Annotated in this window: 18 protein-coding genes and 8 pseudogenes; 12 read left to right on the top strand and 14 right to left on the bottom strand. The window is 60.0% G+C overall.

The features are described from left to right. Positions 1 to 221: 221 nt before the first annotated feature. Both NKJ01_RS32265 and NKJ01_RS32260 read left to right on the top strand, forming a co-directional pair. Positions 222 to 524 (top strand): site-specific integrase, encoded by a 303-nt coding sequence (locus NKJ01_RS32265; protein WP_352734317.1) that lies wholly within the window; start codon positions 222 to 224, stop codon positions 522 to 524. Between the two features lie 33 nt (positions 525 to 557). Beyond that, entirely contained in the window at positions 558 to 1,040 is a 483-nt protein-coding gene (locus NKJ01_RS32260) for a tyrosine-type recombinase/integrase (RefSeq protein ID WP_352734323.1), read from the top strand. 361 nt (positions 1,041 to 1,401) lie between these two features. Here NKJ01_RS32260 and istB (NKJ01_RS32255) read toward each other — a convergent pair. Together istB (NKJ01_RS32255) and istA (NKJ01_RS32250) are read right to left on the bottom strand one after the other, a co-directional pair. Next, a pseudogene (gene istB / locus NKJ01_RS32255) lies at positions 1,402 to 2,217 on the bottom strand (IS21-like element helper ATPase IstB). Continuing rightward, positions 2,214 to 3,727, bottom strand: a pseudogene (istA, locus tag NKJ01_RS32250) (IS21 family transposase). Before istA (NKJ01_RS32250) ends, istB (NKJ01_RS32255) begins: the two co-directional pseudogenes overlap by 4 nt. Before the next feature lie 177 nt (positions 3,728 to 3,904). Between istA (NKJ01_RS32250) and NKJ01_RS32245 the strand changes: the two are divergent. Together NKJ01_RS32245 and tnpC are read left to right on the top strand one after the other, a co-directional pair. Beyond that, positions 3,905 to 4,150: a tyrosine-type recombinase/integrase gene (locus NKJ01_RS32245; RefSeq protein ID WP_352734321.1), complete on the top strand. Its 246-nt coding sequence runs from the start codon at positions 3,905 to 3,907 to the stop codon at positions 4,148 to 4,150. A 92-nt stretch (positions 4,151 to 4,242) separates the two neighbouring features. Then, positions 4,243 to 5,036 (top strand): annotated as a pseudogene (gene tnpC / locus NKJ01_RS32240) (IS66 family transposase); the annotation flags it as partial. Positions 5,037 to 5,070: 34 nt separating this feature from the next. Here tnpC and NKJ01_RS32235 read toward each other — a convergent pair. The 3 genes from NKJ01_RS32235 to NKJ01_RS32225 form a co-directional block, all read right to left on the bottom strand. After that, positions 5,071 to 5,277 (bottom strand): hypothetical protein, encoded by a 207-nt coding sequence (locus tag NKJ01_RS32235; RefSeq protein WP_352734315.1) that lies wholly within the window; start codon positions 5,275 to 5,277, stop codon positions 5,071 to 5,073. Positions 5,278 to 5,386: 109 nt separating this feature from the next. Next, entirely contained in the window at positions 5,387 to 5,650 is a 264-nt protein-coding gene (locus NKJ01_RS32230) for a hypothetical protein (protein ID WP_352734314.1), read from the bottom strand. 534 nt (positions 5,651 to 6,184) lie between these two features. Continuing rightward, positions 6,185 to 6,592: a recombinase family protein gene (locus tag NKJ01_RS32225; protein WP_352734312.1), complete on the bottom strand. Its 408-nt coding sequence runs from the start codon at positions 6,590 to 6,592 to the stop codon at positions 6,185 to 6,187. Between NKJ01_RS32225 and NKJ01_RS32220 the strand changes: the two are divergent. Both NKJ01_RS32220 and NKJ01_RS32215 read left to right on the top strand, forming a co-directional pair. Continuing rightward, positions 6,585 to 6,844: pseudogene (locus NKJ01_RS32220) on the top strand (hypothetical protein). The gene NKJ01_RS32225 and the pseudogene NKJ01_RS32220 overlap by 8 nt on opposite strands. A 25-nt stretch (positions 6,845 to 6,869) precedes the next feature. Continuing rightward, positions 6,870 to 7,052 (top strand): annotated as a pseudogene (locus NKJ01_RS32215) (2-dehydro-3-deoxygalactonokinase); the annotation flags it as partial. 166 nt (positions 7,053 to 7,218) lie between these two features. Here NKJ01_RS32215 and NKJ01_RS32205 read toward each other — a convergent pair. The 3 genes from NKJ01_RS32205 to NKJ01_RS32195 form a co-directional block, all read right to left on the bottom strand. Continuing rightward, the gene (locus NKJ01_RS32205; protein WP_352734310.1) at positions 7,219 to 8,979 is read right to left on the bottom strand and encodes a hydantoinase B/oxoprolinase family protein; all 1,761 of its coding nucleotides are present in this window, start codon (positions 8,977 to 8,979) and stop codon (positions 7,219 to 7,221) included. Between the two features lie 13 nt (positions 8,980 to 8,992). Then, the gene (locus NKJ01_RS32200; RefSeq protein ID WP_352734308.1) at positions 8,993 to 11,104 is read right to left on the bottom strand and encodes a hydantoinase/oxoprolinase family protein; all 2,112 of its coding nucleotides are present in this window, start codon (positions 11,102 to 11,104) and stop codon (positions 8,993 to 8,995) included. Positions 11,105 to 11,311: 207 nt separating this feature from the next. Continuing rightward, entirely contained in the window at positions 11,312 to 12,553 is a 1,242-nt protein-coding gene (locus tag NKJ01_RS32195) for a pyridoxal phosphate-dependent decarboxylase family protein (protein ID WP_352734306.1), read from the bottom strand. Positions 12,554 to 13,481: 928 nt separating this feature from the next. On the opposite strand from NKJ01_RS32195, the gene NKJ01_RS32190 reads away from it, so the two are divergent. Next, on the top strand, positions 13,482 to 14,162 hold the full coding sequence (locus tag NKJ01_RS32190; RefSeq protein WP_352734304.1) for a GntR family transcriptional regulator: 681 nt from the start codon (positions 13,482 to 13,484) through the stop codon (positions 14,160 to 14,162). 508 nt (positions 14,163 to 14,670) lie between these two features. Next, on the top strand, positions 14,671 to 14,892 hold the full coding sequence (locus NKJ01_RS32185; protein ID WP_352734302.1) for an ABC transporter permease subunit: 222 nt from the start codon (positions 14,671 to 14,673) through the stop codon (positions 14,890 to 14,892). A gap of 90 nt (positions 14,893 to 14,982) precedes the next feature. Here NKJ01_RS32185 and NKJ01_RS32180 read toward each other — a convergent pair whose 3' ends face one another. After that, complete coding sequence (locus NKJ01_RS32180) at positions 14,983 to 15,105, bottom strand: DUF309 domain-containing protein (RefSeq protein WP_352734300.1); 123 nt, start codon at positions 15,103 to 15,105, stop codon at positions 14,983 to 14,985. A gap of 351 nt (positions 15,106 to 15,456) precedes the next feature. On the opposite strand from NKJ01_RS32180, the gene NKJ01_RS32175 reads away from it, so the two are divergent. From NKJ01_RS32175 to NKJ01_RS32160, 4 genes and pseudogenes are all read left to right on the top strand, one after another. Next, positions 15,457 to 17,109 carry an MFS transporter gene (locus NKJ01_RS32175; RefSeq protein ID WP_352734319.1) on the top strand — a complete coding sequence of 551 codons (1,653 nt, stop codon included), beginning with the start codon at positions 15,457 to 15,459 and terminating at the stop codon, positions 17,107 to 17,109. A gap of 44 nt (positions 17,110 to 17,153) precedes the next feature. After that, the gene (locus NKJ01_RS32170) at positions 17,154 to 17,402 is read left to right on the top strand and encodes a DUF982 domain-containing protein (protein ID WP_352734298.1); all 249 of its coding nucleotides are present in this window, start codon (positions 17,154 to 17,156) and stop codon (positions 17,400 to 17,402) included. Beyond that, positions 17,329 to 17,760: a hypothetical protein gene (locus NKJ01_RS32165; RefSeq protein ID WP_352734325.1), complete on the top strand. Its 432-nt coding sequence runs from the start codon at positions 17,329 to 17,331 to the stop codon at positions 17,758 to 17,760. The genes NKJ01_RS32170 and NKJ01_RS32165 overlap by 74 nt, the downstream gene beginning before the upstream one ends. Positions 17,761 to 17,962: 202 nt before the next feature. Continuing rightward, a pseudogene (locus tag NKJ01_RS32160) lies at positions 17,963 to 18,706 on the top strand (IS110 family RNA-guided transposase); the annotation flags it as partial. Between the two features lie 1,260 nt (positions 18,707 to 19,966). Here NKJ01_RS32160 and istB (NKJ01_RS32155) read toward each other — a convergent pair. The 5 genes and pseudogenes from istB (NKJ01_RS32155) to NKJ01_RS32135 all read right to left on the bottom strand — a co-directional run. Next, positions 19,967 to 20,743 (bottom strand): IS21-like element helper ATPase IstB, encoded by a 777-nt coding sequence (gene istB / locus NKJ01_RS32155; RefSeq protein ID WP_352734296.1) that lies wholly within the window; start codon positions 20,741 to 20,743, stop codon positions 19,967 to 19,969. Between the two features lie 16 nt (positions 20,744 to 20,759). After that, a pseudogene (istA, locus tag NKJ01_RS32150) lies at positions 20,760 to 22,276 on the bottom strand (IS21 family transposase). A 176-nt stretch (positions 22,277 to 22,452) separates the two neighbouring features. Further along, positions 22,453 to 23,364: pseudogene (locus NKJ01_RS32145) on the bottom strand (MFS transporter); the annotation flags it as partial. 238 nt (positions 23,365 to 23,602) lie between these two features. Further along, positions 23,603 to 23,761 (bottom strand): hypothetical protein, encoded by a 159-nt coding sequence (locus NKJ01_RS32140; protein ID WP_352734294.1) that lies wholly within the window; start codon positions 23,759 to 23,761, stop codon positions 23,603 to 23,605. A 38-nt stretch (positions 23,762 to 23,799) separates the two neighbouring features. Continuing rightward, positions 23,800 to 24,179: aminotransferase class III-fold pyridoxal phosphate-dependent enzyme (locus NKJ01_RS32135; RefSeq protein ID WP_352734292.1), on the bottom strand; the 380-nt coding region annotated here is incomplete at its 5' end.

Here is a 24,179-nt window from a genome sequence, read left to right as displayed (position 1 = left end):
ATTCCCACGATCATGGTGGCTGAGAAGATCTCTGACGCAATTTTGAAGGAAGAGCTGGCCGTATCCGCGCATCCGAAACCGACTGGCTGTTGAGCCGACGCCTCGTTCCCGTCGCTCCGCAACTCGCCGGCGCGCTTAGGGCTTATGCTGAACAACGTTCGGACCGTCCGCTGCCACAAGGGATGGCGTCCGCCTTCCTTGCAAACCGCGATGGAACACAGGTGAGGAAGCACAATGTCGATCATGCATTGAAACGGCTGCTCGAGACCGCCGGAATCGATCGCAAGGATGACGGCCGACGCGCTCCGTGTTTGCGCGCCTTTCGACACACTGCGGCCGTGCATCGGCTGACGTTCTGGTACCGCCAGGGCGCAAATGTGCAACGGCTGCTGCCGGCGCTCTCGACATATCTCGGCCACGTCAACTTGGAAGACACAAGTGTCTACCTGTCCATGACGCCGGAGCTCCTACACGAAGCGTCGGTCTGCTTCGACCGCTACGTCAATGGAGGAGACCATGGGTGATCCCCGCACGCTCGGCCCTGGCTCCGGCGCTTCCTGGCGGATTACATCGTCACCGAGCGCTGTCTCGCCCGCAACACGCAAAAGAGCTACCGCGACACCTGCACGCTGCTGCTGCCATTTATCAGCGCCAAGGTCCGCAAACCAACGGACCGTCTGGATGTCGAGGATATCCATCCATCACGCGTGCTGCACTTCCTTGCCCATCTTGAGGAGGACCGCGGCTGTTCGGTGCAGACCCGCAACCAACGCCTGACAGCGATCCGGTCCTTCGCCCGCTTCGTCGCCAGCCGTGATCCCGCCCGTCTCGCCTGGTGTGCGCAGATCCGCTCCATTGCGACGAAGAAGGCTGCACCAGAGCCGATCTCGTGGATGACCAGGAAGGAGATGGAGGCCCTGCTCGCGGTTCCCGACCGCCAGACGCCGAGGGGCCGGGCCGAACACGCCTTGTTGCTCTTCCTTTACGATACCAGGGCGCGGGTTTCGGAGGCGACAATGCTACAGGTCGACAATCTCTAGGTCGGCCGTCACCGCGAATGCACTCGTCACCCTTTGCGGAAAGGGCGGCAAAATCCGACAATGCCCGCTGTGGCCACGCACGGAAGACGCGCTTGGGGAACTCGTTCGGGGACGCGCAAAACGGTGACCCCGTCTTCATCAGCCGCCATCGAAAGCGCTATACCCGGTTCGGTGTCTATCGGCTGGTCGAGCGATGCGCGTACCAACGCTTGCCGCAAGAGCAATCACCGCATGTGGCGCGACAATTCTGATGAGAAGCGCGCGACAATCTGGATGAGAATCTGGTGTCGCGGCGGAGGTGATGATCGCGGCATTGATTGTCGCGCGCAAGAGGGTTTGTCGGTTTGATTGTCGCGGCGCGTCAATCAGCGACGCTGTTGGCGGATGTGGCATAGGACGCGGGGCGTCCCGGGCCACGCATTCGCTCCATGGCCTCGCGGCGCCTGTAGCTCTCGACATGCATCTCGAAGATGGTGGCGTGATGGACCAGGCGGTCGACTGCGGCAAGCGTCATGGCGGCGTCGGGGAAGACCTTGCCCATTCGCCGAACGGCTGGTTGGCGGTGATGAGCATCGAGCGCCGCTCGTAGCGGGCGCTGATGAGCTCGAACAGCACGCTGGTCTCGGCCTGGTCCTTGGTGACGTAGGCGAGATCATCGAGGATCAGGAGATGGAACTTGTCGAGCTTGGCCAGAGCGCTCTCGAGCGCCAGGTCTCGCCGTGCCGTCTGAAGCTTCTGGACGAGGTCGGTTGTTCTGGTGAAGAGCACCCGCCAGCCATTCTCGATGAGCGCAAGGCCGATTGCTGAAGCGAGATGGCTTTTGCCGCCGCCGGCCGGGCCGAACAGAAGCAGGTTCGCCCACTTCTCCAGCCAGCTGTCGCCGGCGGTGATCGCCATCACCTGGGCCTTGGAGATCATCGGCACGGCCTCGAACGCGAAGGTGTCGAGGGTCTTGCCCGGCAGGAGGCGGGCCTCGGCGAGGTGGCGTTCGATGCGGCGGCGGTCGCGTTTGGCCAGTTCATGCTCGGTGATCGCGGCCAGAAAGCGGGCAGCGGGCCAGCCTTCCTTGTCGGCCTGTTCGGCGAATTTGCGGCCACATGAGCTTGATGGCCGGCAAGCGCAGTTCGTTGAGGAGCAGGCTGAGCTTGGCGGTATCGACAGTGGTGTTGGTCTTCATGCCGCGTCTCCCGTCAGGCTGGCGCCGAGCAGGGCTTCATAGGCATTGAGCGGCGCAAGGCGCACGACGACATTCGGCATCCGGGAGGGATCGGGGGCGAAGCGTTCCCGCAAGGCGGCCATGTCGGGCAATCGGCGCGCCTGCAGCGCGGCATCCAGTTGGTCGGCCAGTTCGCTCTCGCAGGCGCGCTCGTGAGCCATGGCGAGAAGATCCACCATGATGCGGCAGGCCTGCCGCTCCGGCAGCCGCTCCATGAGCATGTCGAAGGTGTGCCGATACGCCGCGCGCGGAAAGAGCTGGTCGCGATAGACCAGGTTCAACAGCGCCATCGGTTTGCGACGCAGCGAATGGATGACATGCCGGTAATTGACGACCTGGTCGTGTTTGCCCGATGGAGAGGCACGTCCGCGCGGCAGCGTCACGAGAAGGGTGCCGCCGATGAAGATGTCCAGCCGATCGTCGAAAAGGCGCACCCTGAGCCGGTGGCCGATCAGGCGCGAGGGCACGGTGTAGAACACCTTGCGCAGCGTGAAGCCGCCCGATGAGGTGACGCGCACGGTGACCTCCTCGTAGTCGGATGTGCGCCGGACGGGCAGTTCCTGGAGCTCGGCGCGCTCGATGTCGATGCGCTTGGATTGCGGGCGTTCACCCGGCTGACGATCTCGTCGACGAAGCGGCGGTAGCAGGCCAGATCGCCGAAATCGCTCGATCCTCTCATCAGAGCCGCGTCGTCGATCGCCCGCTTGAGATGGCCGTGCGGGCCTTCGATGGAGCCGTTCTCATGTGCGATGCCGCGATTGTTGCGGGAAGGGGTCATGCCGTAGTGGCCGCACAGGTCGCCGTAGCGGCGCGTCAGGTCCTCCCGGGCGTCCTTGTCCAGGTTGCGGAATGCCGCCGAGAGGCTGTCGCTGCGATGCTCGCGGGGAGCGCCGCCGTGCGACCACAGCGCGTTCTGCAGGCCTTGCGCCAGGGCGACAAAGCTCTCGCCGCCGAGCACGACATGAGCGTGCTCGAAGCCGGAATAGGCGAGCGGGAAATGATAGAGCCGGTGGTCGAGCGGCTGGCCTGCGATCGTGATGCCGGCTTTGCCCATGTCGGTGAAATCCGACAGGCCGAGGCGGCCGGGCTCATGCATCTGTCGGAAGATGACCTCCTGCTCCGCGCCATGGACGGCGCGCCAGGAGCGGACGCGCCGCTCCAGCGTGCGGCGAATGCCGTTGCCCAGACCGGGGTGACGGCGCAGCATCTCCTCGAAGATAGCTATCGCGCGAATGCCGGGTGCTGCTTGCAGCATCGGCACGACCTCGGTCTGAAAAATATCGGCAAGCGGATCGGCACGGCGTCGTTCCCGCGGCGCCTTCTTCTGCGAGGGCAGCCTCGAATCCTTCTCGATGCGATAGGCCGTGGCTGTGCTGATCGACGCCTTTGCCGCCGCGACGGCTGTCGAATTGGTCTGACGGAACTTCATGTAGAGCCTCATCTGGTGATCGGTTACGTGGCGGCCGGGCACAAAGTGATTCCTCCAAATCGGAAAAACCACCGGCATACCCGGTCGACCGCGATCACCAGACAAACGCCCCCGAAAAGGCAGCGGCGCTGGCGGGTTGAAACTCCAGTCGGGCTACGCCCTCCCTGCGTTCCAACCCGCCAGCATTCTCATCTTGATTGACGCAACGCTCGCAGCTTCATTGTCGCGCCGCAACCGCATGTGATCCGTCACACAAGCGCCTGTCATCTGCTGCAGGCAGGCGTCGACCTTAACACCATACGCGCATGGCTCGGACACGTCAGCCTTGAGACCACCAACGTCTACGCCGAAATCGATCTCGAGATGAAGGCGAAAGCAATCGCGCTGTGCGATGCAGCGGCTTCGGGGCCAGACCGGCCGTGGAAGGAGGACAAGGGTGTAATGGCGTTCCTTAATGCAATTTGACTTCAGAAAATTATGTTGCGGAGATTGCCTGGAATCGCCTGAAGCTTAGGGAGAACGGGAGCCTCCGCAGCATAATTCCGTCCGCAACATCTTATCGCCTGCACGAAATCTTCGCCCGCATGGGTGCCGACATCCCCGACAGTACGCTGGTCGATTGGTGCGGTCGCGCCATGCAGGTGCTTCAGCCCCTGATCGAGCGGATCGGAACCTTGATCATGGCCAGCGACCTTCTCAATGCCGACGATACCCCGATCCGGGTGCCGGATCGCTCCATGCAGGACAAAGGGCTGGGGAAAGGCGTAAAGAAAGGCAGGATCTGGACATATGTCCGCGATCAACGCCCATGGGCGGGCGGCGCTCCGCCTGGCGCGGTCTACTACTTTGCTCCGGACTGGAAGGAACACCACGTCCTCCGCCATCTGAGGCAGACAAGCGGATCCTCCAAGCTGACGGCTACAAAGGCTACGGCAAGCTTTATGAGCCTGGAGCCGATGGAATATCCCGCTTCCGAGAGGCGGCATGCTGGGCGCATTGGGGACGCGACTTCCAAGATATATGGACCTCGAACAAGTCCGAGATCGCACGCGAGGCTCTCGTCCGTATCGGTGCGCTTTATGACATCGAGCACGGCATTGCGGGTCAGCCTGCCGATGCCCGCCTTGCCGCACGTCAGAAGCAGAGCAAACCAAAGATCGGGGTATTCCGTGTCTGGATCGAAACGCAACTGACCCGCATTCCGGGCAAGAGCGATTTGGCAAAAGCCTTCCGTTATGGCCTGAGCCGCTGGCCATCATTGTGCCTTTTCCTCGAAGAGGGGCGCGTCGCCATGGACAACAATGCCGCCGAGCGAGAAAACTGGCTATTTGCCGGCGCCGACGATGGTGCTTCATACTGCTCATCCCGTCATGCTGTTGAAAGATCTAGTAGATTTGGCTGGCGCTCGTCGGGTGGCGGGCGTCGTGAGCGGCGTAGGTCGGCCTGCCGGCGTATCTCCTCTCGCTCAAGGTCGGCGTGTCGAATGATCCAGGGTGCGCCTTTGCAATGTTGTTCTGCCGGGAGAGCGCCCTGATAAGACGGCGAATGGTCGATTGGCTGAGGGTCAGGGCTGCGGCCGCCTCATCGAGCATAACCTCTCCGCGTTCGGCGCGCTCGCCGTCACGATAGACGGCGATGTCATGTTGATTGCGAAGGGAGCAGATACGCCCCCGTGTCCAGCTCTTGCCATGCCCGGTCGTCTTACCGGATCGGTTGAGGTACCGCGGCGATCGTTTCGTGAGGCATCTGGCGAGCCAGGGCGCGAACCAAGTCGACCACTTCCGCGTCGGTAGTCCACCGCGTCTGGCCGGCGCGGTTCCGCTTCACCATCAGACGGGTATGGTCACCGCCCTGCCAGTGGATGATCAGCTCCAGGTTATCGCCGACGACATCGGCGATGATCTCGGCGATGACCGTGCGGATGATCTTCTTGCGCGTCTCTGGCGCGTGCCGGGGCTCTCCCAAGCACGAATCAGGTCCTGGCCGAGCGCCATGAGCCGCTCGCGGTAGGCCTTGGTCAGCGTCGGCGCCTTGTCGGAATCGAGCTGATCCATCTCGAGTTCAAGATCACGAACTGCAGCCAACCGTTCGTTCCATCGCCGCTCCAGTTCTCCAGCTACAAGGCGATTCTCCGGATCGGCGGCGTCGTACTGACGCTGCGCCCTGGCAGCCTCGTAACGCGCTTTCTGCAGCGCTAGGTCGAGTTGGCTCTTCTTCTCCAAGCGGCTGCTGACTGAGCGTTTCGACGGCCGCCAGGGCCGCTTCCACGCCCAGCCTATCCAGCACTTCCTTGGCAAGCACATGGTCGACGCGCATTCCGCCAAAGGTGATGCATCGCGCCGCCGCGAGTTGGTTGAAGGCGCCCACGCACTCGGAACGATAAGTCTGGCCGTAGCGGACGTGAAGCTTCTTGCCGCCCGGGCGCAGCGGAGCAGGCCGGGCAGCAGAGCTTCGCCGGTGCGGACCGCGCCTCGGCTCATGAACCGCTTGCCGTTGGTGTTATCGGCGATCAGCTGTTGATTCCCTTTCGTACTCGGCCCAGGCAATATAGCCCTCGTGGCGGTCGCAGTTGCGCCAGTCGCGCTGCATGCTCCGGACCACCCGCTCGCGCCCGTTCTCGATCGTCACACGCGCGGTTCGGCGGCCGAAGGAGTAGGCGCCATAGACGGGGTTGGTCAGCATGTGATGAACTGTCGGATAAACAGGCAAGCGCCAGATAACCCGGCCGGCCGCACTGTTGCCCAGGGCAGGCAACAGAACCTTTTCCTGCCTGCACCACACCAGCATTTGGCGGATCGTCTGAAGCTCGGCGAACTTGCGGAACACCAACGCGATGGCCTCCTGGACACGTCGATCTGCATCCTTCTCGATACGGTCTCCTCCAGCCTTCACATAGCCGATCGCCACGGTGAGGAAGAGTTCAGATGCCGAACTCCTTCAGGCGATCGTCAGCAACGATGACAACCTGAGCTATGGCAGCATCATCAGCGTCTACACCGGACCGGACGAGGCAATAACTTCGCTTACCCGCGACGGAATGGAAGAGCTGGAGCAAATGCTTGCCCATGCGCGCCGCACCGCTGACGAATGGACTTCCTCGAAGCCTTCGTCGATGGCCAGGAACTCATCGCTCGCATCAAAGCGAAATCTCCGCGGTAACAACCGGGCGGTTACGTTAGAGGTGTCCAGCTGCATGCCGGGCACCCAATTGTTGGACGTCATCGCGCGCCATACGATCTTGAGCCATGCGGTGGCGGACGCCCATGCCATCGCCGCCGGCAGCCTCGCCTTTTCAGATGCGGTCGCACAGACGAGGGAAAACCCGGCGCTCGCAACGAACCTGCTCTTTTCCATCCGGGCGGGCCAGCGAAACCTAGCGCGCAGGGGCCGGCGAGGTTATGGAGCGGGCGCCGTCTCGACCTGATATACCCAATAGCCTATGCCTGACGGTATCGGATCATCTTCGAAATCATAAGCGGGGTAACGCACGCCGGCCGTCGGTCCGTTGCCGATGAGTATGTACGCGCCCGATGCTAGGCACTCGAAGCGCGGGGGGTTGCGCTCACGACCGCCTTCCCGTCCTGCGAGATCACCACGCCATAAATGTCCCTTGCGGCCTGTACGGACACGACTCCGTCTCGAACATCGCGCAACACCAGCTCTGGCTTTCTTGCATTCGGGTATCCCCAACCTCCCCCACCGGATCCTAAAATTTTGAAACGTGCTGGAGGCAACGCCTGTGCGCCGTAGGGCGGTACATCCACGGCCTTCCCGCTATCCAACTCCAAAACGCTGATGTCGGCCATGGCGCCTGACAAACCTCCAACACATCCGAGGCCGGTTGGGCGGCGTCCTCCTTCAGCTCTAATGTGGTGTTCACTGGGTGTAAAAATGATAGCCTCGTACTCCACACCAGTACCGCCCCGGTATTCACCGGCACCGCCTCCATCGAGGCGAAACTCTTGTCGCAGGATTCTGCACGGATAAGACTGTTCGTAAGTCTCCACGTTCGGAATGGACATGCCGCCAAGAGTCATCTGGGTGCTAGTCATCGGAAATCCGTCCCGCCCTTTTACTGCACCACCACCTGCCTGCCCATGCCAATGATACATAACGAACATCCGCCCATCAGGCTGCAGTCCGGCAGAGATGCCGTGTACCAGCTTACCCCAGCTGGCACAGGCACGCTCAGGATCTGTTTGCTCCAGCGCCCGCCAGCATGCGTTCATGATGTCGGTTGCCGGAAAAACCGTACACATCGTCAGTGGCGCCGGGGGTTTTGCGTTCACTACCGTTCCTTCTGGCGCAATGATCTTGACGCAGCGGTAAGCCCCCTCGTTGCGCGGAATCGATTTGTCCAAGAAAGACGAAACGGCGACGTAAACGGATGAATATGTGTTGGCTAGGCTGCTATTCTTGAACCCTTTGATTTGCGGCGAGCTACCGGTGAAATCAAAGGTGAGTTCATCGCCCTTGATCGTAAGAGTCACACGGGTTTCGACGTCGCGCAACTCGAAACAATCATTGTCGCTCACGTCTGCTCCCTTCCAAACACCGTCTGGTAAATTGCGGACCGCTTGACGCATGCTTCGCTCACCGTGAGCGAGAACCGCATCCAAATAATCGTCTGCCCGGTCGGCACCGAGCTCAATAAATAGAGCAGACATTCGCTCCGCTCCGATGCGGGTTGACCCAACCATTGCAGCTAAATCGCCGTCCAGCAGATCCGGACAACGCGAGTTCAGCAGGAGAAGCTTCCAGAGGTCGTCGCGACGTTTACCCGATTCGTAGAGTTTCAGGACTGGTAAACGAATGCCCTCGTGGAAGATTTCGGTAGCTGCTGCGTTGTAAGTTCCGGCGGCACCACCGCCGATATCAGATTGGTGTGCCCTGTTTGTGCAAAAGCCGGCAAGCACGCCAGCTGCAAAAACCGGACGGATAATCGTCCAGTCTGGCAGGTGATTGCCGCCGGCCTCATATGGGTCACTCAGAATAAATACATCGCCATCACTAATATCCTTGCCAAAATCCCGCAGTAAGGCCCGGACCGCGAACCCCCCTCCGCCCGAGTGTATTGGCAGGCCATCGGCTTGAGCGATCGTTTCTCCTCGCGAGTTGCTCAAAAAACAACTGAAGTCGTGACTTTGGCTGAAGATCGGGCTCCGTGCAGTCTTGACCATAACGGTGCCCATCTGCAACGTAATATGATCAAGTTGCTTTTGAATAATCGCCAGCAGCACTGGGTCATTGATCGTAATCTGCGTTCTCATCCGATTAATTGCCTTAATTTGCATTTGCGCGTAGAGTTCACTCCGCGGCCTGAAAACTTGATAGAACACCAGTCGAATTAGATTCTGCGTGGCCGATCTTGATCAAGTAGTTGTTGGCCGCCGTAACGTTTAGCTCGTCGTGACTACCTACAATTAGCGTGGTGGTCGATTCATCGATTATGGCCGGGCCCAAAAGCGATTGTCCAGGAAGCAATAGCCGCCCATCATATACAGGTATCACCGCAAACCCTGTAAGGTGATCTACCCAGACACGTCGAAACTCCGTCGGCGTGGCTTTTGCATCCGAGTAAGCGGGGGCAACGACCGTAAGTGGAGGCTGGACACCAACACCGGCGAGCCGAATGCCAGCGATCAGCACCGGCCCTTCTTCTTGGAAATAACCATAGAGTCTTTCATGGGTTGTCTCGAACGACCGGCGCACATCGTCGAGATTGGTCGATTGACAATCAACCGAAACGTTCCACTGTTGTCCAACATAACGCATTTCATATCCGCGAACGAACGTGCTATTATGAGGGGAGAACCCTTCCCTGTGGAGGAACCCTTCGGCGTGCGACTGAAGTTCATCAAACGCTCTATCGAGCGCTTGTTGGTGTTCCCCGTCTTTGTCGTAAAGCTCTCGAAGCCAGGTTAAAGAGTAATCGTGCCGTACGTCCGTATTACACATACCAAAGGCGCAAAAGACGCCCGCAAGGCGGGGTACGTATAGGGATGAGCAGCCAACCGATCGTGCGGCAGACGGACCGTGTAACGCGCCTGCACCCCCCGCTGCAACAAGAGTAAACAGTCGAGGGTTGTATCCCCGTTCTACCGAAACCTTCTCGATCGCGTGTTGGATATTTTGCTCAACAAGTTTTATTAGGCCGATGGCCGCCTCTTCCACATCTATTCCCAAAGGTTCCGAAAGGTGCCTTCGAACGGCGTCCGTTGCTTTATCCATATTGAGCGAAATGGCACCGCCAGCGTAACTCCCCGGTTTCAGTCGCCCTAAGACAAGGTTAGCGTCCGTGACCGTCGGATATTCGCCACCAAACCCGTAGCATGCTGGGCCAGGACGTGCTCCTGCTCCCTGGGGACCCGCCTGCATCATACCAGCAGAGTCGACGTGGCCAATGGTACCACCACCAGCTCCCACAGTATGGATTTCCACGGCGGGGATGGTGAGGTGATAGCCATCGACGTTAATCTGGTCCGTCATGCTGACGGCGCCGTTCTTCACCAGGGTGACGTCGCAGCTTGTGCCTCCAACTTCGATTGCCATGAGATCTTTGGACTTTGTATCGTGCCCGAAAAAGCGAAGGGCACCAACGCCAGCGGCAGGGCCTGACAGTATCAAGCGGACAGGTAGATTTGCAACCTCTGGTACGGAAATCGCTCCCCCATTTGACTGAACCATCAGTAGGCCACGTGGTAGGCCCAGTTCACTCAGCCGCCGATCGAGCTCAGTCAGGTAGGGAGTTACACGCGGCGCGATATACGCATTTACCACGACCGTAGATGTCCGCTCATATTCTCCGATGATGGGCGCAACCGCCGCTGACTCAGTCACCCAAGTGCCGGGCATTGACATGCGAACATAATCCCCGACAGCCTTCTCGTGGGCTGGGTTACGATAGGCATGCAAGAGCGAGACAGCGACGGACTCTACCTGTTCGTTTTTGAAAATCTGAATGGCGCTATCTACGGAAGAAAGATCAAGCGGCTTTATGACAGTTCCGTCATGGGCCATTCTCTCTGACACGTACAAACGAAGATAACGCGGAACCAATACGTCAGGATACGGTTTGCGATGATCCCAAACATCGTCTCGGAATCCCCTCCTGATCTCGAGACTGTCCCGAAAGCCTTCGGTGGTAAGAAGCCCTGTTTTGGCTCCCTTCTTCTCAAGAAGCGTATTGGTCGCTACGGTTGAGCCGTGGACGAATTGAGAAGTCCCGGACAATAGTGCGTGTACTGAGATGCCGAGTTGAGAAGCCGCGAGCTCCATCGCGGCAATAACGCCCTGCGCCGGGTTGCTCGGCACCGACGGCGACTTGTAAGCGTGAATTGCGCCACTTGCGTCAACAACTAATAGATCGGTAAAAGTGCCACCGACGTCGACACCAATGCGATAAGGCCTGGTTAACATGTCAAACTTCCTGAAGAGCGTCAAACGACGCGAAGATTCCTGTGCTGGTATCACCCCGGCAAAGAAGATGGGGTTGCATGGGACATACCAGGCAAAGCCCACCGAGAAAGAAAAACGATTGTGAACAACTACCGCTGTCTCATGGTATTCCCCTTGTTGTATTGTCACGGGCGGAAGCGAATTAGCGCGCTGTATTGAGACGACGTCTTAATAAGTATTCTTGTCAAATTGTGATCGCAGTCCGAGTTGCTTGACCGTGGCCACGCTTTCTGAGAGGTCGGCCAGATACTGGTCGCAAATCTTCGCATGCACGGGATTGACCGCCATCTGAATGGAAGGTGCCGGGCGCTGCGAGCGGCCGATGAACCACCCCTTGTTTCCCATTTCGTCGGCTACTGCGTTGATCTCGATGTCCGGATCGACGCTCTTGTAAGCGAAGATGCACAGCTCGAACGGCTTAATGACTTCCAGTCCGTCGATGGCATCGATGCCGTCGGTAAGGCGGTCAACAGTTCCGAGCGTAATGTCCGCGAGGCGGCGATAGCCATCGTTTCCGAGGACGTTCATTACAGCATAAGCTGCCGCCACGGCACCGCCAGCGCGCGTACCTTGATTCGACTCGGACTGGTAAGTACCTCTCGACCAGTCGAGCGCGAAATGCGCCAGCTTCTTATCCTCGGCAGAGGAGAAAAGCACGAGAGAGGCTCCCTTGGCTGCAAAGCCATATTTATGAATATCGGCCGAGAGGCTCTTCACTCCCGGTACGCTCAGATCGAAGTCCGGAATGCTCCTTCCGTTCATGTGCGCAAACGGGGCGAGGAAGCCGCCGACGCAGGCGTCGACATGCAGCCACAGACCGTTCTTGAGGCATATTTCGCCCAATCGGGTGATGTCATCGAATGTTCCCGCAGCATAGTTCGGTGCCGATCCAACTACCATGATGACGCTATCGTCCAGCGCCGTCTGCAGTAAGGTGAGATCGAACTTGAAATCGCGATCGCGCATCGGGAGCCGCTCTACCTCGAGCTCCATGAGATCTGCCGCGCGATTGAACGCCGGATGGGCGGTCTCGGACAGAAGGATCTTATACGGCTTCTTCTTACCGCTCTGCCGGGCCCACTGACGCGCTGCCTTGACTGCCAGGAGGATGCTTTCCGTGCCTCCGGAGGTGAAGATGCCGCCGCTCGCTTCCGAGCCGCCCAAGATCGCGAGTCCACGACGGATGACCTCGTCTTCCATCCGCTTGAGGCTGGGGAAGGCGCGCCCTTTGCCAAGCCCGTTCTCGACCATGTACAACCCGTACGCCTCGCGTTGGAGATTCAGCATCTCCTCGTCGAGGTAGTAGATGTACGAAGGAAGGCGGCCTCCCTTCCAGTCAAAGTCCTGATCCTTGAAGGATTCCATCTCGGCGCGCACTTCGTTCCACGTGCGTCCAACTGTCATTGTCATGTCCACATCCTGGTATCGGCAAAGTGATTTCGTTGATGATAGGTCCGCGCAAGTGCGGATATGGTGGCTATCCGAACTTGCGCGGACCGGCATTCCTTCTCTGCAATCATTGTTGATGCCTCCTCAAGCGTGGCTCGCCGCGCATCCAGTTGCGCGGAGGGCATCGGGCCTGGCTGCGGCGAATGTTGCGTGGGACACTGCTCAACGCCATGAGAGGCGCATGAGGTCGCTTCCCTCGATACATTTTGTTATGACAAACGAATATCAATGATCGCCATCTGTCAACCGATTATTTCTCAGAATATCGCCCTGACAGAAAAATCCGGATTGCTTTGTGGATGTAAAACCGGATGAATCGGGAATAGCAGGGGCGCGGGGATTGGAAGCCAAGTTTCTGCTCGTCCGCCTCATTTCAGCCGTAATGGCTTGATCTGTTATGACATATTAAGCTCAACACGGGAGAAACGGAGCCCGGGTTTAGCAGGCGGCGTCCCGGCCATGCATCAGGGCTGTCAGAGGACGATAGCGCCACGAGCGACATGATGGAGGCCTTTCAATTACGGATGCCGCAGTTGCAGAACAGCAATGTCCCGCAAGCATGAACTCCAGCGGAGTTACATTTGTCGGGCTGGCTGGAGGCCGCCGCCAGCGAAGGAGCTAGACCGTCGGCGGTCGGTTTGCCCGACGGGGTGGATTGAGGGTCCCGGCGATCGAGACGCGGCCGATCGTTTGAGTCAGCCGATCCGGGGCAGCGTTAATGTAGCATCGGCGCGGGAACGTTTGTCGTAGCTAGTTGACGTGCTGATCGAGACGGTGACGCCGTTTGTCGTCCAGACCTGTTTACGATGACCCTGCTGTTCTGCTTTCCTTTCCTCCCCACTTGGCTTGCAGCCCAGATGGCGAACTAACAGGTGTCGTAAAAGCAATCATGGCCGATCTTATACACGCAGGAGACAGTGCAGGGTTATTCCGAGATACTGGTCTCGGACGCCGGGGGTCCGTCTACGATGAGATCCGCTTCCGGTTGATCAGCGGCGGCTACCGCCCAGGCGAGAAGATCAAGCTGCGGCCGCTGGCTGAGGAACTGAATACCAGCGTGACACCCGTCAGGGAGGCACTCCTGCAACTGGTGACGGCCGGAACGCTCGAACATTCCCTGCAGAAATCGATACGCGTCCCGGAAGCCAACTGGCACGTCTACAAGGAGGTGCGAGAGCTCCGTATTATTATAGAGTCCCGCGCCGCAGCATATGCCGCCGCGCGGATACCCGAGAGCGCGATTGAACATATGGAGGCGCTGGCGGAGCAGCTCGATACCAAATGTCCTGCCGACCTCTCCTTACATCGAGAGAGACTGGTCGAGTTTCACTTCGAGCTTTACAAACATGCCGGAAAGCCTGTTTCGCTAAAGCTAATCGAAAGCCTGTGGTTGCAGTCGGGACCCTATCTCAGCTTCCTGATTCCCGAATATCTTCCTCTGTCGAAGTCTCCAAGCCTCCGCATCAAGATTTGCTCCGCCTTGAGACGGCGTGACGGAATGGCAGTCGCGGAAGCTATCGAAACGGACCTCCGAAACGCACTGGGGTACCTGCTGGAGCGGTTTACCTAGGCCGCTATGTCGCCGTGTTGATGACAGACTTGGTAGACCGCATTCATGCAACGGGTTCCGCAGGATGCGTCTCGATCGACCTCGCGATGCTGAACATCCGTCGGTACTCGCGGTTTTTCGCCTAACCAGAAGACCTACCGGAGCTGGCCTGCTCTGATCCTGACGGGGCAACGTCGCTGCGTAGCAGTCGAAGAAGTAGACGATCCCATTGTGAAGGCCGATCAGGGATCGATGCGCTTCGCGTCTTCCTCGTCTCCGAGTTCGAGACGGGCACGCTGGGATTGGAACCATGGGCATCAGAGCTGCGTGAAAGCGGGACATCAGGTCGTGCGAAGCTTCGACCGCGGCCGCGCGAAGCGCTAGCGCCTCGCTGCGCTCCTTCGACGTGACGGGCGCTCCAGACAGGGGTCGGAACAAGATCCGTTCTCCCAGGCGCGCTGCCTTTATTTTCTGACGAGATCCGGCAACATGCCAATTGGGGAGACTTTGGTCGCGTACGCGACTGGCGATGCCAAGTATCGTGTATTTAGTTGGGCTGCTGAACACGATTTTGGTTGCCGTTGTTGGCATCGCCTTATCAACGTTGTTCGGTACCATTCTTGGGATCGCCCGCCTGTCCGGCAATATGGTCGCGTCACGGGGGGCTCTCGGCTACGTGGAATACGTACGAAATGTGCCGTTGTTGGCACATCTCTTCACCATCTACTCTGCTGCAGAAAATTGCCGCTGATCCGATCAGCCTGGTCACTAGGCGATCTGGCATATCTCTCCAATCGAGGACTGGTCGTCCCGGCACTTCCGGCGGGGCCTTCTCTAACAGTTACAGCATCAATTCCTTAAAGAAATGGCGATGCTGAGCGCTTGGTTTCGCAGCATGCCATAGAGGCTCCCAAGCCTCATGAGCTTCCAAGTAATAGCCGTGGTTGAAGAGGTCGATCCCCATGGAACCCCGTTTGAGTTGAGCGAGTCCTCGACGGCAACAACGTTCACTGCGTCGCTTTGATAACTGTGACCCAAGGAGTCGCGAACCGGATGTGGATGTTTGCAAGGTAGGTATGCGTAGCCCGGGAAATTCTTTCGGGCACCAAGCGAGGAAGTGACATAGACCCAGCAATCATGAAAACGCGTGGGTGGCAATTCCAGACGAAGTAATCGCTTCAGCCAGAGCGTTGGTGGTAAAGAAATAACTTGCGCTGGCCCGATGAAATGCGCTCATGCTGCCATTTCCTCCTCGGGCACATTCGCCGGGAGGGCAACTCTAAGCGACCGACAGACCAAGGGAGGGCTCAGCCCAATGAGCAGGGTGGCGCCCGCTGATGCGGCTCCAGCTTCGTCGGCGACATTTGCGCCGTTGGAAAATGCAACCTTCCGGTCGATCTGGCTTGCCACACAGGTGGCCAGCCTTGGCTGGCTCATTCAAACCGTTGCCATCAGTTGGTTGATGGCGACCATCTCGACATCAGATGTGATGGTCGCCTTGGTGCAGGCTTCGACGACCTTGCCGACATTCATCCTGTCGATCATCGCCGGAGCTCTTGCGGACAATTACAGCCGACGTAACCTCATGTTCGTGGGCTGGTGTCTGATAGCTCTGTCCTCGGCAATGCTGGCCGCTCTTGCGGCTTTCGGCATTCTAAATCCATGGATGGTTCTTGGCTTCAGCTGTTTGGCCGGAGCGGGTGCAGCTTTCACCGATCCCGCTTGGCACGCGTCCGTCGGCGATATTCTGCGAAAACGCGAAGTTCCAGCCGCGGTCACGCTCATCTCGGTCGGATATAATGCCGTTCGAAGCGTCGGTCCGGCGCTTGGAGGCATCGTCGTCGCCTCCTTTGGACCACTGACAGCTTTCTCTGTGGCGACGCTGACTTATCTGGCGCTGCTGTGGACAATAGGGCGCCGCAAATGGGATGTTCGCTCGTCCCCTCTGCCGCGCGAGCCATTGACCACGGCCATTCATGACGGAGCGCGCTTCACGGCGCTATCGGCGGAGATCAAGGCGGCAATCGCGCGTGGAGGACTGTTTGGCCTGACCAGCATCTCCATACTCGCGCTCCTGCCTATCGTTGCCCGCGATCAACTAGGGGGAGGACCAATCGTTTATGGTGTCCTGATGGCCGGCTTCGGGACCGGGGCCTTGTGCGTCGGCATTTGCAACAATGTCTTGAGGCGGTCTCTATCCCAGGAGCGGCTGACAACACTGGCATGCATTGCCTGTGCGGGCTGTTGTCTATCTCTTGCTCTGACGTCCTCAGTGGCGGTGGCGGCAATTGCGCTGGCGCTCGGCGGCGCGGGATGGGTCGTCACCTGGACAGGGCTCGACGTAAGCGTCCAATTGGCAAGCCCGAGATGGGTCGTTGGCCGCACGCTCTCGATCTATTATGCCCTGTCGTCGGGGGGCATCGCGGCCGGCAGCTGGCTGTGGGGAACGTTGGCTGAGAATTATTCGCTTACCACTGCCCTGGAGGTCTCCGCGGGCGCGCTACTGATGGTCGCGGCCACCGGGTTCCTGTTGCCTATCCGTCAATGGCAAGACTCCGACCAGGATCCTTTTGGCTTCGAAACACCGCAGCTCGCTCTCGACCTGAAGCCGAGAAGCGGCCCAATCGTCGTCAAGATCGACTACTCAATCCCGGAGGCAAACGTCGAAACTTTCCTTGACCAGATGCGGGAACGCCGGCGAGTGCAAAGTCGCGTCGGTGCTCGACACTGGAACCTCCAGCGCGATCTTCAGGATCGTTCGCTATGGACAGAAACCTTCCGCACGCCGACCTGGATGGACTATCTGCGCCTTAACCATCGCCTGACAGCTGCGGATAAGGCGATGGACCAGCGTCTGCTCGAATTGACCCTGGGTGGAACGCCACCTCGGACCAAGCTTTCGATTGAGCGACCGACCGGAGCAACCCGTAAACGGGATCAAACGGCGCGATTTTTTACCCGGCCGTGATGGGATCGCAGCCCTGGGTTTGCAGGACTTGAAGGGGAGGCGAAATGACCGGCTTGGTCAGATTTAAGAGGCCAGTCGTGATTCAGATTGGCCGCCACAGCACAGAACGTGCCGTATTCGAGGTCAATGATGCCGCCTCAATCCTGCTTAGGGATTTTGGTGGTCGACAGACGGAGAAACGCAAGGCAGCGATGGACGCTTGTCTGAAGGTATTACGAGGTGACGCTCATCCACCCGTCGCCCGAAGGGCATTCGTCCGGCCGCGCGCGAAGCAAATATCCTTCGGCGACTAACAGGACCGTTCACGCGACACCGGAGCTTAGTGGCCACAACGGGCGTTCGACCGGACGGGGGAGGCTTGGCAGCAAACATTTCCAGGGAAGTCTGTTTGGCTCTCCCATCCAATGGAAAGGTCGGGGCCGCAGCAACCTGGGTTGCCAGTCAATTTTTGTTTTCTCCGCGCTTCACGAATTAGCATTGGATGCTTCGCTGTTGGACGGGGACGAGCACGGCAAGACGGTGGAGACCGTCGCGCTCGACAACAAGAACAATTCTCCAGAGGCGACCATCATTATCGATCCGGCGGTCGGGGGGGCCGGCCGGGTTAAGCGGGGCCACGACGATGGGGCATCTAAGAGATATGCGGCATGATCCGTTCAAGACCGGCGCTGGAATTGCCGCCCAAAAATGGCGTCTCGGCCGAGGCATCGAGCCGCCATCGCGGACGTTGCGCGGAAGCAGATCCGGCACTGTCTCAAGTCCGGATGGCGAAGTGCGGAGCCGATGAAAGCTGCGGCAGTTCAGAACGCGCACGAGCCATATTGTTCACGATCTTCGTGCCGCCCTGAAAGGTGGCATTGCCCAGATGACGCGGGTCAACCTGTTCCGCCCGGTCCATGTCAAGACGCTGACGAGCCAGAAGCGCCGGGCACTGCTGACGGCGCGCAAGCTCTTGCAGGACAAGGCGATCGCCATCCAGAACGACATCCGCGGGCTATTGCGCAACTTCGGCCTCAAGGTCGGCATGGTCGGCGCCGTCAAATTCGAGCACCGTATCCGCGAGCTCACCGAAGGTATGCCCGATCTGGCCGAGATCGTCGAGCCGCTGCTCGATGCGCGCCGCAAGCTGCGCGAGAATTTTGCCGCGCTTCACCGCAAGCTTCTGGCGATCGTCCGGGATAACGAGGTCTGCCCGCGGCTGACGACGATACCGGGCGTCGGTCCGGTGGTGGCGCTGGCCTATACCGCGACCATCGACATTCCGGCCCGCTTCCGCAACTCCAAGGCGGTCGGACCGATCTTGGGGCTGACGCCGGTGCTCCATGACTCGGGCGAAAGCCGCCGCATCGGCCGGATCTCCTGCTGCGGCGATGGCATGATGCGGACGCTGCTTTACGAAGCCGCGCAGACGCTGCTGACGCGCGTGACGAAATGGTCGTGGCTGAGGGCGTGGGCGATGAATGTCGCCAGGCGGCGCGGCCGACAGAAGGCCATTGTCGCATTGGCCCGTCGGCTGGCGGTGATCATGCATCGCATGTGGCGCGACGGCACAGAGTTCCGCTGGACACGACAAGACATCATGCCGAAGGCCGCCTGATCGTGCGCCCGACCATTGCAGCCTGCCGCCGTGCGCGTGGCCCGTCAAGGGCAAGTCGCTGCGCGATGGGCCCGTGGCCCTTGACGACCCACCTGCGCGCGGGCGGCCAGCGCAAAGAAGGTCGGGACGAGGAGATGGTCGCCAGCAGTCGAACGCGGAGATGAAACATGATCGCAGAGCCAGCGTGACAAGGATCACCCCATAAGATTCCACCTGCCGGTGGAAAAGGGGCGTCCTTCGCGGGACGATGAATGAGGTGAGTTCGCGAGGGTTGCAGTACCGGTCGCATCACAACGATCAGGACGCTTCCGATTCTCCTGAATCCCCCATTAAGGGTAGGGCCAGAGCGCCGATCCCGGAGAGAAGCAAGACCCCGCGAAAGATGCGCAACGCCGGCGAAGCGGAAGGCTCGAAAAGCGCTTGACTTCAACACGCCAATAGAGAAGCAACCCTCGGACGCGCAGTGTAGGGCGAGCCACCTCATCGGCAGAGGGCGGACATACGGTCTTACGGACCATGAGGGTCCGGGCAAGGTGAAAGGCATGGTTCTGCGCAAGCGAAGGCCTTGGGACATCCGTGGGCTCCATCTTTGGAGCGGGCCAATTCCCGCTCGATTGCTCCGTCAGTGTCCGGCCCTGGTCGCGATCACCGCGAATGCGAAGCCGAGCGGCGGCAGCTCACAGCTAGCCGACCCCTAGCGGGTTGATCGTGGAAGATCCGGGGACGGACCAGGCAACCATCACCGGAGAGCGGGATTGGATCGCATCCTTGGAGGCCGGGAAGCGCTCGGCATAATCCATGGCAGCCGCGAACGTTCAGTGGCCCCGTCACCACATGGTCGTCCAGGGAACCGCGCGTACCGGGGCATGAGCTAGAGTCCTAAAGGAAAGTCGGTTGGCCTGTGAGTTCGCGCACGCCGGCGGGATTGTCCTTGCGTTTAGCGGCGCCGTCCTAGTCCGGCATTGCGTCGGTGCGCTTGGAATTGGCACACCCGGTAGGGCGCCGCCCACGCGAAAGCCAAGTTCAGTGTCGGGAAAAATAGGGCGTTGATGGCCCGGGCTTACGAGCAGAGCTTGTCGGCCGTTCGATCCAAAGCGTCGTCTGAGGTGGAAGCTCTCCCCCGTGAAGTTGGAGGATACGGTTGTCCAGTTCCTTGCGCATTTCGTAAAAGCCGGACGGGGGTTCCGCTAATTCCCGGACAGCGATTTCGCTAATGTCGGGACAGTTTGGCGGCGACGGTCCTCGGGTGCCTTGTTGCGTTCATGGATGATTGATTTCGCTGTTTTCGGCGCCGGTCAAGAGGGGCGCTGCCTTTTGCTTTCGCATGCTGTCGCCATGGAGCACGATGCGGTGGGCGTTGTGGACGATCCGATCGAGAATGGCGTCGGCGACGGTTGGGTCTGCGATCAAGTCATGCCATCTGGCCACCGGGACCTGGGCGGTGATCAGGGTGGATTTGCGGCGATAGCGTTCCTCGACGATTTCGAACAGATGGAAGCGCTGCTGGTCGGTGAGGGAGTGGGTTCCGAAGTCATCCAGGATGAGCAGTTGCGCGCGGGTGAGCTTGTCGATGAGGCGTGGGAAGCGGCCATCGAGACGAGCGAGCGCCAAATCCTCGAACAGGCGCGGCACGCGCACATAGAGCACGGAATGATCGAGCCGTGCCGCTTGCCGGCCGAAGGCGCAGGCCAGCCACGACTTGCCGGTTCCGGTCTGGCCGGTGACGATTAGGTTCTCATGCGCCTTCAGCCATTCGCCCTGGGCGAGCGCCATGGTGCTGCGCCGGTCGAGCCCGCGCGGCGCGGCAAAGTCGATGTCCTCAATGCAGGCTTCGGGAAAGCGCAACCTGGCTGAGGCGAGCCGGTTCCGGACGCGCTTGTCGGCCCGTATGGCAACCTCGCGGTCGAGCATCAGGCCGAGCCACTCATCACGGCTGAGCTCGTTGGCGTTGTTCCGTTCGGGCAGTTCGCGCCAGGCGGCAGCCATGCCGGCCAGACCGAGGGATTGCATCTGGTCGAGGGTGGGGTTCGTCAGCATTCTTTCTTCCTTTCCTTCACTGGTAATAGTTCGAGCCGCGGATGTTGGCGTGCTGGGGAGTCGGCTTTGCCGGTTCTGGGGAGCTGGCCCGGTCGAGGCCGGCTTTGAGGATGGCGGTGACGGAGGAGTAGGCGATCGCGTTGATCAGCAGCGCCCGCTCGCAGGCGGCATTGAGACGCTCCGGCCCATAGCGCGGCGCCAGCGACAGGATGCCCATGGCCGAGCGATATCCCTGTTCCGGATGCGGTCGGTCGCGCATCATGCGTTCGACCAGAATGGCGGCGTTGGGGCCGATCCCGGCCGCCCGGCTGATCAGGCTGGCCGGCGTGGTGTTGGCGTAGCGCTGGTGCGCCTTGGGCATGTGTTCGTTGACGGTGACATGGCCGGAACGCTGTGAGCGACGCACATGGCTGGCGACACGCTGGTGATCGTGGAAGATCTCGACACTCGAGGAGTAAGCCGCACCTCGACGGTGCGCCCGATCAGCCGGTGCGGCACCGAGTAGAAGGTCTTGTCGACTTCGACATGGTAGTCAGGATGCACCTTCGCCGACTTCCACTCGGCGTATTCGAACGGTGCTGCCGGCAGCGGCTTCAAGGCGGCCCGCTCGATCTCCTCGAACAGTTCGCGGCGGCTTTGGCCGACATGGCGCATCGGCCGGTTGTTCAGATCCTCGAGCAGTTCGGCGATCGCCGCGTTGAGCTCGGCGATCGAGAAGAAGGATCTATTCCTGAGCCGTGCCAGAATCCAACGCTCGACGATCAGCACCGCGCCCTCGACCTTGCCCTTGTCGCGCGGCTTCCGGCTTCGGGTCGGCAGGATGGTGGTATCGTAATGCTCGGCCATGGCTGCAAAGGTCGCGTTCAGCGTCGGCTCGAACCACAGCGCCTTGACGACACCGGCCTTCAGGTTGTCGCATACGATCGCTCTGGTGACACCGCCGAAGAAGGCGAGCGCTCGCACCTGGCCCTCGATCCAGTCCGGCAGCTTTTGGGAGGCACCCAGCACCGCGACAAAAATCTGCGCCGGGTAAATGGCGCCGGTCGCCGGATCGATCACCGGCACCGTCTGCCCGGCATAGTCCGTCTGCATCACCGCGCCCGCCGCATGCCGGTTGCGGAATGTGGCGCTCGTCCGGCGCTCGAAAGCGGCGAAGTGCTCGCAGAACCAAGTGTAGCCGTAGCCGTCCGGATGGGCGGCGCGATACTCCTGCCACAACAGCGTCAGCGTCACCCCCTTGCGCTTCAACTCCCTGGCGATCAGCGCAAAGTCCGGTTCGCTCAGGTCTTGCGGCGGACGACCGGCACGGCCAAACAGCAGCCGCTGAAGCGTCGCCTCGTCGTGGCCGGGCGGCAGCGGCCAGCATGCCAGCCCGGCCTCCCGCGCCCGCAGCAAATAGGTCGATACCGTCGTCTTGCTGATCTCCAGCCGTTCTGACACCTCACGCACCGAAAGACCCTGCTCATGGGTCAGGCGCAAGATCGCTTGGATATCCCTCACACTCGTTCGTCTCGCTTGCTTCCGTCTCGGCATGGCCCCTCTCAACGTCATCGTGAGAGGCCAAACTGCCAGAACGGCGCAGCCGAGAACCGACCGTTAACTCCGCTCCCGAAAACTGTCCGGGATTTAGCGGAAACGCTGTCCGCGAATTGCCGAAATCACTGTCCGGGATTTAGCGAAAAGGGTGTCCGGGAATTACCGAAACACGCAAGTTCCTTATCTGATATCGTGAGGCGATGGTTCAGGCGAAGGTAGTCCGTCCAGGTCGGCGTGCGGAATGTCTCTGTCCATTGCAGAGGCTCCTGAAGGCTGCGCTGGAGCGTCCAGTGCCGAGCACCTACGCGGCTGTGCAGCCGCCGTCGTTCACGCATGAGGTCCAAGAAGGCCTCGACTTTCTCCTCGGGTATCAGATATTCAACTTTGGCCACGATTGGACCGCTTCTAGGCTTCAGATGAAGCACGACTGCCGGGACGTCGAATTCCTCCAAAGGATCGGGCTCGGATTCGCGGCGCTCGCGGAGCGGAAACAGAACGTCGGCTGCGGCGACGAGCAGCAGGGCTCCAGCGGAACCCTCCAGCGCCCAGGTCAGGGAATAGTTCTGGGAAACCGTGCCCCATACCCAGCTGCCGGCCGCGATGCCGCCATCTACCAACGCATAATAGATCGAGATGGTGCGCCAACCGAGGCCTGCCAGGCGGGATCGTTGAGAGCACCGCCGCTTGCGATCACGCAGCTGAAGCCGAGGATCATCCATGGGTCGACAAAGCCCAGCGCTGCAAAAGCGGTCAGCATCGCAGAGGCTATCACCATAAGGCAGCGGCCGGCGAACATGACCCTGCGACGGCTGAAATTGTCGGCGAGAACCCCGGCAAAGACGGACAAAATGAAAGCGGGCAGGTTCGATGAAGCCTGCACGAGCGCAACCATCAGATCGGAAGTCGAAACTGTTGCCATTAGCCAGGTGGATGGCAACAGTCTGCATCAACCAGCCGAGACTAGAAACCTGTGTGGCGAGCCAGATCGAACGAAAGGTCCGGTTCCGGAGTGGCGAAAACGTCGTTGGGAACTTGTCTCTGCGTCTGCGCCCGCGACAATGCTTATTCAATCTTTCTCTGCTCATGTCCCATCTGTCGATGCCTCGGTGCCAAAGCACCCGCCCTGGGAAACCCGCTGAAGGCACTAAGAGCTGCTAATGTGCGCAGACACTCAGCAAATTGAATGCCCGGCAGGAGACTCCGCTCGCTGCCGGGCCGGTACGCCTTGGGAGGCTGGCGTAGTAGAAGCCCTTGCGCATAGGCTAGTTACGGTCGAACCGATTTCGGGACGTAGTCCGCGCAGACTGCCGCCGCAGCGTCGTGCTAGTCGCCATCAGGAAATTTCCTAAGTTTCCGCGCATACACCGGAATCACGACTGCAGGCCAGGCGGTCGAAAGGGCCGGCCGGAGCTTGCCCGCAACACGCGTATCGGCCTGCTCGCCACTGATCGAGCAGACGATACTGTTGATTGCCATTGTCATCGCTGTGCCTCTCGCGGCGTAGGGGGCAGTCATGTTCACTAGCAGAATGCGCTTCCGTCTCGGAGGCTTGCTGCCATACTGTCCTGAACAGCGCTGATGCTTTCGCGAATGATGGAAAGACCCCGGCGCAGGTCAGCCTCGGTGATGGTGAGGGCAGTCATGAACTTCAGGACCTCACCGTAGGAGCCAGCGGTCTCGACCACCAAGCCGCGGCGAAAAGCTTCCTGCGAGACAAGGCTCGGCAGAGAGTGGCGCTTTGGTGATACGAGCCCGTACATCAATCCGCGGCCTCGTACACTCAGGCCTAGTTTTGGGAAGTCGCCAACGATCGATTTAAGTTCCTCGGCGAGGATGGCAGACTTGCGGGCGATCTCGTCCTCAAACTTGGAGTCGGACCAGTAGGCCTCAAGAGCCGCAC

Source organism: Mesorhizobium sp. M0276, from assembly GCF_040321755.1.
Taxonomy (GTDB): domain Bacteria; phylum Pseudomonadota; class Alphaproteobacteria; order Rhizobiales; family Rhizobiaceae; genus Mesorhizobium.
The sequence above is the reverse complement of the archived record's forward strand: the minus strand, read 5'-3'. Positions and strand labels throughout refer to the sequence as shown.

Bases quoted from the DNA above. Each gene is read 5' to 3' on its own strand.
- NKJ01_RS32170 (WP_352734298.1), top strand. From the start codon at position 17,154: ATGACCGGCTTGGTCAGATTTAAGAGGCCAGTCGTGATTCAGATTGGC.
- NKJ01_RS32175 (WP_352734319.1), top strand. From the start codon at position 15,457: ATGAGCAGGGTGGCGCCCGCTGATGCGGCTCCAGCTTCGTCGGCGACA.
- NKJ01_RS32195 (WP_352734306.1), bottom strand. From the start codon at position 12,553: ATGACAATGACAGTTGGACGCACGTGGAACGAAGTGCGCGCCGAGATG.
- NKJ01_RS32200 (WP_352734308.1), bottom strand. From the start codon at position 11,104: ATGTTAACCAGGCCTTATCGCATTGGTGTCGACGTCGGTGGCACTTTT.
- NKJ01_RS32180 (WP_352734300.1), bottom strand. From the start codon at position 15,105: ATGGGGATCGACCTCTTCAACCACGGCTATTACTTGGAAGCTCATGAG.
- NKJ01_RS32185 (WP_352734302.1), top strand. From the start codon at position 14,671: ATGCCAAGTATCGTGTATTTAGTTGGGCTGCTGAACACGATTTTGGTT.
- NKJ01_RS32235 (WP_352734315.1), bottom strand. From the start codon at position 5,277: ATGCTCGATGAGGCGGCCGCAGCCCTGACCCTCAGCCAATCGACCATT.
- NKJ01_RS32205 (WP_352734310.1), bottom strand. From the start codon at position 8,979: ATGCAAATTAAGGCAATTAATCGGATGAGAACGCAGATTACGATCAAT.
- istB (WP_352734296.1), bottom strand. From the start codon at position 20,743: ATGCTGACGAACCCCACCCTCGACCAGATGCAATCCCTCGGTCTGGCC.
- NKJ01_RS32140 (WP_352734294.1), bottom strand. From the start codon at position 23,761: ATGACAATGGCAATCAACAGTATCGTCTGCTCGATCAGTGGCGAGCAG.
- NKJ01_RS32190 (WP_352734304.1), top strand. From the start codon at position 13,482: ATGGCCGATCTTATACACGCAGGAGACAGTGCAGGGTTATTCCGAGAT.